Origin of the sequence: Streptomyces sp. NPDC059668, assembly GCF_042734135.1 — a bacterium.
GTDB lineage: Bacteria > Actinomycetota > Actinomycetes > Streptomycetales > Streptomycetaceae > Streptomyces.
Genome location: NZ_JBHWEL010000007.1, coordinates 38005 through 49626, shown reverse-complemented (window position 1 = coordinate 49626; position 11622 = coordinate 38005). Strand labels below are relative to the sequence as shown.

General features: G+C 71.4%; 9 protein-coding genes. 6 read left to right on the top strand and 3 right to left on the bottom strand.

Annotation, left to right across the window (positions count from 1 at the left end; genetic code table 11):
- Window positions 1–23: 23 nt before the first annotated feature.
- The gene (locus ACFV2J_RS08100; protein ID WP_385081868.1) at window positions 24–767 is read right to left on the bottom strand and encodes a hypothetical protein; all 744 of its coding nucleotides are present in this window, start codon (window positions 765–767) and stop codon (window positions 24–26) included.
- 323 nt (window positions 768–1090) lie between these two features.
- Here ACFV2J_RS08100 and ACFV2J_RS08095 point away from each other — a divergent pair, with 323 nt between their 5' ends.
- The 4 genes from ACFV2J_RS08095 (at window position 1091) to ACFV2J_RS08080 (ending at window position 5868) form a co-directional block, all read left to right on the top strand.
- Window positions 1091–2968 (top strand): ABC transporter transmembrane domain-containing protein, encoded by a 1878-nt coding sequence (locus ACFV2J_RS08095; protein WP_385081869.1) that lies wholly within the window; start codon window positions 1091–1093, stop codon window positions 2966–2968.
- Window positions 2965–4746, top strand: coding sequence for an ABC transporter ATP-binding protein (locus tag ACFV2J_RS08090; protein ID WP_385081870.1), 1782 nt, complete (start codon window positions 2965–2967; stop codon window positions 4744–4746). The genes ACFV2J_RS08095 and ACFV2J_RS08090 overlap by 4 nt, the downstream gene beginning before the upstream one ends.
- Before the next feature lie 330 nt (window positions 4747–5076).
- Window positions 5077–5547 (top strand): DUF5709 domain-containing protein, encoded by a 471-nt coding sequence (locus ACFV2J_RS08085; RefSeq protein WP_385081871.1) that lies wholly within the window; start codon window positions 5077–5079, stop codon window positions 5545–5547.
- Between the two features lie 42 nt (window positions 5548–5589).
- Window positions 5590–5868 (top strand): type B 50S ribosomal protein L31, encoded by a 279-nt coding sequence (locus ACFV2J_RS08080; protein WP_385081873.1) that lies wholly within the window; start codon window positions 5590–5592, stop codon window positions 5866–5868.
- 264 nt (window positions 5869–6132) lie between these two features.
- Here ACFV2J_RS08080 and ACFV2J_RS08075 read toward each other — a convergent pair whose 3' ends face one another.
- Complete coding sequence (locus ACFV2J_RS08075; protein ID WP_385081874.1) at window positions 6133–6927, bottom strand: metal-dependent hydrolase; 795 nt, start codon at window positions 6925–6927, stop codon at window positions 6133–6135.
- 145 nt (window positions 6928–7072) lie between these two features.
- Between ACFV2J_RS08075 and ACFV2J_RS08070 the strand changes: the two genes are divergently transcribed.
- Both ACFV2J_RS08070 and ACFV2J_RS08065 read left to right on the top strand, forming a co-directional pair.
- On the top strand, window positions 7073–9586 hold the full coding sequence (locus ACFV2J_RS08070) for a DEAD/DEAH box helicase (protein WP_385081876.1): 2514 nt from the start codon (window positions 7073–7075) through the stop codon (window positions 9584–9586).
- Window positions 9587–9605: 19 nt separating this feature from the next.
- Window positions 9606–10472 (top strand): acyl-CoA thioesterase, encoded by an 867-nt coding sequence (locus ACFV2J_RS08065; RefSeq protein ID WP_385081877.1) that lies wholly within the window; start codon window positions 9606–9608, stop codon window positions 10470–10472.
- A gap of 29 nt (window positions 10473–10501) precedes the next feature.
- On the opposite strand, the gene ACFV2J_RS08060 is transcribed toward ACFV2J_RS08065, so the two are convergent.
- The gene (locus ACFV2J_RS08060; RefSeq protein ID WP_385081878.1) at window positions 10502–11536 is read right to left on the bottom strand and encodes a DUF6397 family protein; all 1035 of its coding nucleotides are present in this window, start codon (window positions 11534–11536) and stop codon (window positions 10502–10504) included.
- Between the last annotated feature and the right edge of the window lie 86 nt (window positions 11537–11622).

Here is an 11622-nt window from a genome sequence, read left to right as displayed (position 1 = left end):
TGCGCCCAGGCCGGCCGGGGGATCTACGCCTTCAGATCCGCCCTGTCCCCCATCACCACGACGGGGTGCTGACGCGGGTCGAGCGTGCGCAGCAGCCGTTCCATGGCCGGCTTGGGCAGGCTCACACAGGCCGACGTACCGCTGCCGTGGTCGAGGTGCAGCCAGATGCCGCCGCCCTTGGCCTGGCCCCGGGGGCGGCTCGGGTCGTCGGGCGGGGTACCCGGACGGCGGTTGTAGTTGATGGCGATGACATAGTCGAAGTCGTGCCAGTAGGACTTGGCCCAGCCGCGGGGGGCCTGGTACTCCTGCGACCGGTCGTACGGGAGATGGGCACCCGGGTCCCGGAGCACTCCGCCGGCGTCGGTGAGCGTGAACACCCCCACGGGGCTGCGCCTGTCGTCCTCGTGGTGGTCGGTGGTCCAGCCCTTCGCCCCGTTGTGCGCGTTCCCCAGGCGCTGGGGGTCCCAGGCGGATCCGGACTTCGTGTAGAGAACGACCGTGGAGTCGGCGGAGTTCCTTCCCGCGCCGTAGACGGCCACGACCTGTCGGGTGTCGGACGGGATGTGCGCCCGCAACCGGTCGCCGACGCCCGGGACGCGTGTGGCGTCGCCGCCGCCCGCGGGTGCCCGCGCGGCCTTGCCGCCCGTCCCTCCGCGCCCCTTCGCGCCACCCCCTCCGTCCGAACCGCCGCATGCCGCAAGGGTCACCGCGAGGACCCCGCACACCGCCGCGGCCAGTCCCGTACGCATCGCTCCATCAGGTCGCATGCGGTCCATGGTTGCACCACTTATCGGACGAACAGCCCCTTCCCTCCGCCCCTTTGGACCCATGACGTCCTCACGGACGCGCGTCCGGCACCCCGGAACGGGGGCGCGACCGGGGACGTCGTCCCACCCGGGGCGGGACGCGGCGGGGGCCCGCCGCGTGGGCCGAAACCTTGTCCCGACGGAAAAAACCCCTTGCTTCGGACCGCGCCCTGCCGCGAACCTTTCACGGTTTGCTGTCGGCCTCCGCGACCGGCCTGGTCGCCGAAACGTTACGGCTTCCCCTCCACCCTGAACCCACCCCTTACACGAGCCACTGGGACGTCATGCAGATTCAAGACCTTCCCTATCCCGACCCTGGTGTGCCGGACGCACGCTCCGGCCCCCGATTCCTGCGGTGGCTCGGCCGGAATCAGCTGGGCGGGCAGTTCAAGGCCCTGGCCTGGGGACTGCTGCACTTCGTCGCCGTCGCCGGGCTTCCGTTCTGTGTGGGCCTGGCCGTGCAGGCCGTCGTCGACAGATCGGGCACGCGGCTCGCACTGACCGGTGGGCTGATGGCACTGTGCGGTGCGGGCATCGCACTGGGCGAGACCATGTTGCACCGGGCCGCGGTCACCAACTGGATCACCGCCGCCGCACGCGTCCAGCAGTTGCTGGCCCACAAGACCGCCCAGCTCGGCTCCGCGCTGACCCAGCGCGTCGCGGCCGGCGAGGTCGTCGCCGTCTCCACCGGCGACGTCGAGAAGATCGGCTGGTTCGTGGAGGCCCTGTCACGGTTCGCGGCGGCCGCGCTGACCGTCGTCCTCGTCTGCGTCGGCCTGGTCGTCTACCAGCCGGCCCTGGGCGTGATCGTCGCCGTGGGCGTGCCCGTCCTGGCGCTCGCGGTACTGCCGCTGCTGCCCCGTGCGACCCGGCGCGCCGACTTCCAGCGGGAGAAGGCCGGGCGCGCCACCGAGCTGGCCTCGGACACCGTCGCGGGTCTGCGGGTGCTGCGCGGCATCGGCGGTGAGGAACTGTTCCTCGACCGCTACCGCAGCGCGTCCCAGGAGGTCCGCCGGGCGGCCGTGCGCAGTGCCCGGATGTGGTCGCTGATCTCGGCCGTGCAGGTGCTGCTGCCCGGCCTGCTCATGATCGCCGTCATCTGGCACGGCGTGCACCTGGCCCGCGCCGGCCGGATCACGGTCGGCGAACTGGTCACCGTGTACAGCACCGTCATGCTGCTCACCTACCCGCTGCGGCACTTCGAGGAGATCGCCATGGCGTACTCCTTCTCCCGCCCGTCCGCCAAGCGCGCCGCCCGGGTGCTGTCCCTCGAACGGGCCACGGACAGCGGCGGGTCACGGTCGGCCGAGGTCCCGGGCGGCGATCTGTACGACCCCGTCACCGGGCTCCTCGCGCCCGCGGGGCGGCTCACCGCCGTGGTCTGCGGCGACCCGGACGCCGCGGGAGTGCTCGCCGAGCGGCTGGGGGGCCATCCCTCCGCGGAGGGCACCTCGGTGCTCCTGGGCGGCGTACCGCTCGACGAGCTGCCGCTCGACTCCGCGCGCACGGCCGTCCTCGTCCAGGACAAGGACCCGGTCCTGCTGTCCGGCTCGCTGCGCGAGCTGCTCGACGTGCCCGCCTCGGGTGAGGTGAGTGCCGCCGAGGCGCTGGCCGCCGCGCAGTGCGGCGACGTCCTGGACGCGCTGACCCAGGGCTCACTGGACGCCGAGGACCCGATGGACGCCCGCATCACCGAACGCGGACGTTCCCTGTCGGGCGGCCAGCGCCAGCGCCTGGCCCTGGCCCGGTCGCTGGTCACCGACCCCGGTGTGCTGGTCCTGGACGAGCCGACCTCCGCGGTCGACTCGCACACCGAGGCCCGGATCGCCGACGGCGTCCGCGCCCTGCGCGCCGGACGCACGACGGTCGTCTTCACCTCCTCACCCCTGCTCCTGGACCACGCGGACCGGGTCGTGCTCGTCCACGAAGGAGAGGTCGCGGCCGTCGGAGTACACCGCGAGCTGGTGCTCGACGAACCGCGGTACCGCGCGGTGGTCACCCGCGAGACGGAAGAGGAGGCCGCCGCGGACGGTGGGCGACAGGGCGTCGGCACGAGCGACGTGACGGACGATCTCGAAAAGATCGAAAAGCTCGACGGGCTCAGCAGAAACAGCAGGAACAGCAAGATCGACGCACTGGAAGAAATCGAGGAATCCGCATGATCGGCCTGGCGCCACCGGCGTACGACCCGGCCGCCCCGACGACGGCGAACACCCTGCCCGTCGGCGCCGCCTCGACCGTACGCGCCTACGTCACCGAGCTCTTCCAACGGCACCGCCGGGCCTTCCTGCTGCTCGTCACCGTCAACACGGTGGCCGTGGTGGCCTCGATGGCCGGGCCCTATCTGCTGGGCGCGATCGTCGAGCGGGTCTCGGACCACGCGCGGGATCTCCACCTGGTCCGCACCTCCGCGCTGTTCCTCGCCGCGCTCGTCGTCCAGGCCGTGTTCGTGCGCGAGGTCCGGCTGCGCGGCGCCATGCTCGGCGAACGGATGCTCGCCGACCTGCGCGAGGACTTCCTCGTCCGGTCGGTCGGACTGCCGCCCGGCGTGCTGGAACGGGCCGGCACGGGCGATCTGCTGTCCCGCATCACCACCGACATCGACCGCCTCGCCAACGCCATGCGCGAAGCCGTGCCCCAGCTCGCCATCGGCGTGGTGTGGGTCGTGCTCCTGCTCGGCGGGCTCGCCGTCACCGCACCGCCCCTCGCGCCCGCGGTCCTGGTCGCCGTCCCCCTGCTGGTCGTCGGCTGCCGGTGGTACTTCAAGCGTGCCCCGGCCGCCTACCGCTCGGAGGCGGCCGGTTACGCCGCCGTCGCCGCCGCCCTCGCCGAGACCGTGGACGCGGGACGCACCGTCGAGGCGCACCGCCTGGGTGAGCGCCGCATCGACCTGTCCGAGCGCCGCATCAAGGAGTGGACGGCCTGGGAGCGCTACACGCTGTGGCTGCGCTCGGTGCTCTTCCCCGTCGTCAACCTCACCCATGTCACGGTTCTCTGCTCGGTCCTCATGATCGGCGGGGTCTTCGTCCTGCGGGGCTGGATCGACGTGGGTCAGCTGACGACGGGCGCGCTCATCGCCCAGATGCTGGTCGACCCGGTGGGCCTGATCCTGCGCTGGTACGACGAGCTGCAGGTCGCCCAGGTCTCGCTCGCACGGCTGGTCGGCGTGCGGGACATCGAACCGGCCGCCGGCGATCCCGAGGTGCGGCCGGATGGGCGCGACGTCCACGCGGACGAGGTGCGGTTCGGCTACCGCGCCGGAGTGGACGTGCTGCGGAAGGTCTCCTTGGAGGTCCCGCCCGGCACCCGGCTCGCACTGGTCGGCCCCTCCGGTGCCGGCAAGTCCACCCTGGGGAGGCTGCTCGCCGGGATCTACGCCCCCAGGACCGGCCACATCACGCTCGGCGGCGCCGAACTCTCGCGGATGCCCGCGGAGGCCGTCCGTACCCACGTGGCCCTGGTCAACCAGGAGCACCACGTCTTCGTGGGGTCCCTGCGCGACAACCTGCTGCTCGCCCGGACGGGAGCGGCGGACGCCGAGCTGTGGGCGGCACTGGGCGCGGTCGACGCCGACGGCTGGGCACGGGCCCTGGGCGACGGTCTGGACACCGAGGTCGGTTCGGGCGGGCTGGCGCTCACCCCGGCGCAGGCCCAGCAGATCGCGCTGGCCCGGCTGGTCCTCGCCGACCCGCACACGCTGGTGCTGGACGAGGCGACCTCGCTCCTCGACCCGCGCGCGGCCCGTCATCTGGAACGCTCGCTCGCTCGCGTCCTCGACGGTCGCACCGTCGTCGCCATCGCCCACCGGCTGCACACCGCCCATGACGCGGATGTCATCGCCGTCGTGGAGAACGGCCGGATCAGTGAGCTGGGCAGTCACGACGACCTGGTGGCCGCCGACGGCGCCTACGCGGCTCTGTGGAGGTCCTGGCACGGATGAGGTGATCATGACCGAGCGACGGGCCAGGGACGCCCGGGGCTCGCCGGTCCCGCCGGGAGCGCATGCGTGCCCCCGGGTGGAGCGGCTGGCGCCGGTCCGGCGGGGCCCACGCGCCGGTGTCCGGGTCCTCGCTCCGTGCGCGGGTCCGTCCCGCGTCGGAGCCTGTGGCGTTGCGCGGTGCCGAACCGGAGTGGAAGGCTGGATGTCGGCACCGATTCGGGGAGCGTCCGGGAACCACCCGGTTCGCGCGGGGCGGGGCCGGTGTCCAGTGACCGTGCCCGCCGTCGAGGGTGGTGGGACCGGGCTCACCCGCATCACCAGGAGGTACCCGTGGAGAGCGCCGACGGATGGGGAGACGACGTCTACCAGCCCGACGGATCCGAGGTGCAGGACGACGCGGGGCTGCTCGACGTCGAGGACACTCTGGACTCCGACGGTGTGGGTGACCCGCTCGACCGCGGCTGGTCCCCGCCGGAGCGGCCGTGGGCGGTGGAGCACTCCGGGGTGACCGCCTCCGAGCGCATGCACGGCGAGACCTTGGACCAGCGCCTCGCGGAGGAGGTGCCCGACATCGCGGCGCCCGACGGTGACGGCATCGGCGACTACCAGGACGGTGACGGCGAGCCCCTGGACAACGAGGTGGGCAGCGCCCGCTCCGGCCGTCTCGTCGCCCCCGACGAAGGAGCTCACGAGGACGGTGAGAGCGGATTGATCGCCACCGACATCGGTATCGACGGCGCCGCGGCCTCGGCCGAGGAGGCCGCGATGCACGTCGTCGACGAGGACACCCTGTCCGGCTGACCGGGTCCGGCCCGGCCTGCCCCTCCTAGGCAAGGAGCACCCATGCAGCAGGACAAGCAGCCCGACTACCACGCTGTCGTCTTCCGCGACCGTGCCGCCGGATTCGCCTTCCTCACCCGGTCCACCGCGACGAGTGAGCGGACCATCGACTGGGACGACGGGGAGACCTACCCGGTCGTCGACGTCGAGATCTCCTCGGAGAGCCACCCGTTCTACACCGGCAAGGCCCGGACGGTGGACTCGGAGGGCCGGATCGCGCAGTTCGAGAAGCGCTACGGAAGCTCCGGACAGGGCGGCGGGGACGAGAAGGACACGGCGTGAGGCCCTGACCCGGTCGGTGCGGAGCGCGCGAGCGCCGTATCCACCGGGTTCGGAAGCGGCACCCCCGCCGGGCGCGGGAGCATCGTCGTCGCCCGGCGCCGGGGCGCCGTGGCCACCGGACGCGGGAACACCGCCGCCTGCGAATGTCGGGGCACGGTGGCCGCCGGATGCCGGACCGCCGTCGTCGCCGGATGCCGGAGAACCAAGGCCACCGGACGCCGGAGCGCCGTCGTCACAGGATGCGACGACGCCCCCCCCGGTCGGTCAGATGAAATTGAGCGCCGCCGCGCAGCCCACCCCGCCCAGCAGCATGAACACCGGCATCAGCACCTTGAGCTCGACCCAGCTGCCGGCCCGGAAGCGCATCATCTTGGGCGGGCCGATCGGGTACCAGCGCTTGCGGCCGAGCGGGATCGGCCACAGGATCGGGCAGCCGGACACCGTCAGCGCGTCCCCGATGTCGTGCACCAGCGCGCCCAGGACGATCGGCAGGCCGAGCCACAGGTACTGCTGGCCGGGCGCGGTGAACAGCCAGTCCGACCCGTTGCCCGGTTTGTCCAGGATCCCGGCGAGGATCCAGGCGCTGGTCGCCGCCAGCAGCCAGACCAGGACGTCGCTGCTGGACCCGCGCGCGGCCCGCCACAGCAGCCCCTCGATCGCGAGCACCATGTGCACGAACAGGAGCGCCAGCACCGCCCAGCGCCCACCCGTGATCGCCAGCAGCGAGGACCCCGCACCGATGGCCACCGCCCACAGCCAGGTGTGCGTCAGCGTCCGATGGCCACCGGAGCGCCGCGGGTCGCCGGGCTTGCGTGTCGACTTGTAGACCGCGTAGGAGAGCTTGTCGACGATCTCGCACAGCCAACGCGAGATCGGTCCGAAGGCCCGCGAGATGGTCGCCGCCTTGTGGTCCAGGTCGGGGGCGAGCGCGGCCCCCGCGCAGATCAGGGCCCCGACGAGGAGAACCGGCCAGGGCATGGTGTGACCGGTGGCGGCGGCCGCAGCCCCGACCCCGAGCCAGGCCGCGGCCCCCGACAGTGAGTGTGCTGGTCCCATCATGGCCGTTCCCCGCCCCATTCCACTTGTGCCGCTGTCCAGTTGCCCGCGCGCGGTGACGCTTCGCCGGCGCCACAGCGTAACGTTCGTGATCTTCGGCCGAACATCCGATTCCCCCATCGAGCGGGTCGACAGGCAAGATGGGGGCGTGACCCTTATCGATCAGCTGCCGCAGACCGCAGATCCCGACGCCCTCTACGAAGCCTTCGAGTCGTGGGCCGGGGAACGTGGTCTCACGCTCTACCCCCACCAGGAGGAGGCGCTGATCGAGGTGGTCTCGGGGGCCAACGTGATCGTCTCGACCCCCACCGGCTCGGGGAAGAGCATGATCGCCGCGGGTGCGCACTTCGCGGCGCTCGCCCGGGACGAGGTCACCTTCTACACGGCGCCGATCAAGGCGCTCGTCTCGGAGAAGTTCTTCGAGCTGTGCAAGATCTTCGGCACCGAGAACGTGGGCATGCTGACCGGCGACGCCTCCGTCAACGCCGACGCGCCCGTCATCTGCTGCACCGCCGAGGTGCTGGCGTCCATCGCGCTGCGGGACGGCAAGCACGCCGATGTCGGCCAGGTCGTGATGGACGAGTTCCACTTCTACGCGGAGGCCGACCGCGGCTGGGCCTGGCAGATCCCGATCCTGGAACTTCCCCAGGCACAGTTCATCCTGATGTCGGCGACGCTCGGCGACATGTCGATGTTCGAGAAGGACCTCACGCGGCGTACCGGCCGTCCCACGTCGGTGGTCCGCTCGGCGACCCGGCCCGTGCCTCTCTTCTACGAGTACGAGCTGACCCCGATGACGGAGACCCTCACCGAGCTCCTCGCGACCAGGCAGGCCCCGGTCTACATCGTGCACTTCACCCAGGCGCAGGCCGTGGAGCGGGCGCAGGCTCTGATGAGCATCAACATGTGCACCCGGGAGGAGAAGGACCAGATCGCCGAGCTGATCGGCAACTTCCGGTTCACCACCAAGTTCGGCCAGAACCTCTCCCGCTACGTACGCCACGGAATCGGTGTCCATCACGCCGGCATGCTCCCCAAGTACCGGCGACTGGTCGAGAAGCTGGCCCAGGCCGGCCTGCTGAAGGTCATCTGCGGCACGGACACCCTTGGCGTCGGTGTCAACGTCCCCATCCGCACCGTGCTGTTCACCGCGCTGACGAAGTACGACGGCAATCGCGTGCGCACGCTGCGCGCCCGTGAGTTCCACCAGATCGCGGGGCGCGCGGGACGGGCGGGCTTCGACACGGCGGGCTACGTCGTCGCGCAGGCGCCCGAGCACGTGATCGAGAACGAGAAGGCTCTCGCCAAGGCCGGCGACGACCCGAAGAAGCGCCGCAAGGTGGTGCGCAAGAAGGCTCCCGAGGGCTTCGTCGGGTGGACCGAGAACACCTTCGAAAAGCTCATCACCTCCGAACCGGAGCCGCTCACCTCCCGTTTCCGGGTGACCCACACAATGCTTCTGTCGGTCATCGCACGGCCCGGGAACGCCTTCGAGGCGATGCGGCATCTGCTGGAGGACAACCACGAGCCGCGCAAGCAGCAGTTGCGGCACATCCGGCGGGCGATCGCGATCTACCGCTCGCTTCTGGACGGCGGCGTCGTCGAGAAACTGGACACGCCGGACGCCGAGGGCCGCATCGTGCGTCTCACCGTCGACCTGCAGCAGGACTTCGCGCTCAACCAGCCGCTGTCGACGTTCGCGCTCGCCGCGTTCGACCTCCTGGACCCCGAGTCCCCGTCCTACGCGCTCGACATGGTGTCCGTCGTGGAGTCCACGCTGGACGACCCGCGACAGATCCTCGCGGCCCAGCAGAACAAGGCACGGGGCGAGGCCGTGGCCGCGATGAAAGCGGACGGCGTCGAGTACGAGGACCGCATGGAGCGGCTCCAGGACGTGTCGTACCCCAAGCCGATGGAGGAGTTGCTCTTCCACGCCTACAACACCTACCGCAAGAGCCACCCGTGGGTCGGCGACCACCCGCTGTCGCCGAAGTCCGTGATCCGTGACATGTACGAACGTGCCATGTCCTTCACCGAGTTCGTCTCCTTCTACGAGCTCGCGCGCACCGAGGGCATCGTCCTTCGCTACCTGGCCGGCGCCTACAAGGCCCTGGAGCACACCGTCCCGGACGACCTCAAGTCCGAGGACCTGGTGGATCTGATCGCCTGGCTGGGCGAGTTGGTGCGCCAGGTCGACTCCAGCCTGCTGGACGAGTGGGAGCAGCTCGCCAACCCGGAGGTGATGACGGCCGAGGAGGCCCAGGAGAAGGCCGACCAGGTCAAACCGGTCACCGCGAACGCCCGCGCCTTCCGTGTCCTCGTCCGCAACGCGATGTTCCGCCGGGTCGAGCTCGCCGCGCTCGACAACGTCGGCGAGCTGGGCGCGATGGATGCCGACTCCGGCTGGGACGCCGATGCCTGGGGCGAGGCGATGGACAAGTACTGGGACGAGTACGAGGACCTCGGCACCGGCCCCGACGCCCGCGGTCCCAAGCTGCTGTCCATCGTGGAGGAGCCGCAGAACAGCCTGTGGCGCGTCCGTCAGACCTTCGCCGACCCGAACGGCGACCACGACTGGGGCATCAGCGCGGAGGTCGACCTCACGGCGTCCGACGCCGAGGGACGTGCCGTCGTCAAGGTCACCGACGTCGGCCAGCTGTGAGCACAGGAGAAACACACGCATGACGAACCCAGCCGAGAGACTCGTCGACCTGCTCGATCTGGAGAAGATCGAGGTCAACATCTTCCGTGGCCGCAGCCCCGACGAGTCGCTGCAGCGCGTCTTCGGTGGGCAGGTGGCGGGCCAGGCGCTGGTCGCCGCCGGGCGCACCACGGACGGCGACCGGCCGGTGCACTCGCTGCACGCGTACTTCCTGCGTCCGGGCAGGCCGGGCGTGCCGATCGTGTACCAGGTCGAACGGGTCCGTGACGGGCGCTCTTTCACCACCCGGCGTGTCACCGCCGTGCAGCAGGGACGCACGATCTTCAACCTGACCGCCTCCTTTCACAAGCCTGAGGAAGGGACCTTCGAGCACCAGCTGCCACCGGCTCGCGAAGTCCCCGACCCCGAGTCGCTGCCGACGCTGCCGCAGGAGATCTCCAGGCACCTGGGCACGCTGCCCGAGGCCTTGGAACGCATGGCGCGCCGCCAGCCGTTCGACATCCGGTACGTGGACCGGCTGCGCTGGACACCGGACGAGATCAAGGACGCGGAGCCACGCAGCGCGGTGTGGATGCGGGCCGTGGGGCCGCTGGGCGACGACCCGCTCGTGCACACCTGCGCCCTCACGTACGCGAGCGACATGACCCTCCTGGACGCCGTCCGCATCCCGGTGGAGCCGCTGTGGGGTCCGCGTGGCTTCGACATGGCCTCGCTCGACCACGCGATGTGGTTCCACCGGCCGTTCCGGGCGGACGAGTGGTTCCTGTACGACCAGGAGTCGCCCATCGCGACCGGCGGCCGGGGGCTGGCCCGCGGGCGCATCTACGACAGGAAGGGACGCCTGCTCGTCTCCGTCGTCCAGGAAGGCCTGTTCCGGGCGCTGTAGCGATGGCGATGTGACGGCCTGCCAGGTCGTCAGGTGCTGCCGCGGCGCAACCAGCCGAGCAGCCCGCGGGGCCGTTCGCGTCCCTCGGGCGCGGGCAGGTCCTCGGGGGTGGCCGCCTCCGGCCGCGAAGCCGCCGTCGGAGGGACGACCGGCGGGGCGACGACCGGCACCGGGGCAGCCGGCGCGAAGGCGGCCGGAGCCGCGACGGCCGGTCGCGACGCCGGTGGGACTGAACGGCCCGGGAACGATCCGGCCGGTTCTGGGACGTCGCCGGCCTCGGCCCCCGGCGTCGGACGCGGTGCGGGGTGCGTCTCCCGGGCTTCGGCGACGGCTTGCCCCAGGTCGGCGCGGAGCCAGCTGATCTCGTCGGGGTCCTCGGCTGTCATGATCCGGGAGACGAGGTGCGCGGCGGGCGAGTCCGGCGCGCCGTGGGAGGGGCGTTCGGGGCGGAACCGGTTCAGGCAGGCGCGCTCGTACGGATCCCTGACGACCTCCGCCACCTGGACGGGGTCGAGCAGGGAGGCCACGACCGCCGCCCTCGCCCAGGGGCCCTCGGCCTGGCGCAGCAGGAATCCCATGTGCCTGCCCCGCCAGTTGCGGGGACGGAGGTCAAGGCCGGCCTCCAACTGGTCGCGGAGTCCTTCGGGCGTACGGCCCCTGAGCAGCGGAGCGTTCTGCCTGTCTGCCGGGAACCGCCGCAGTTCCTCGGCCAGATAGAGCCAGACCACGGCCCTGTAGCGGTTCAGATAAAACTTGACCGGCACCACGAGGCCCAGGCGCGCGAGGCGGGTGAACCTCGCGGTGGAGATGCCCATGAGGGCGGCACCCTCTGTCGTACCGACGGCCTTGACGCGCTCTCGCAGCCTCTCGGGAAAGCCCTCCTGGGAACGCACGCGGTCGATCTCCGCATGAGTGACCCGGCGACCTCCACCCCCTTCGTCGGGCCCGGTGCGGACGTATCCGAGGTGCACGGCCAGGTCGAACTCCCCGCGCCTGAGCTCCAGCTCGCGGGCAGCGCGGGCGAGCGACCATGTGACGGACTGCGTGATGGTGTTGCCGGACATGACGGTCTCCCCCGTGGAGTTCGGTGCTCGCGCCGGTGTGCGCTCGCCTCGAGAAAAACCGTAGCCGGTCCGGCGAATCTCGCGGC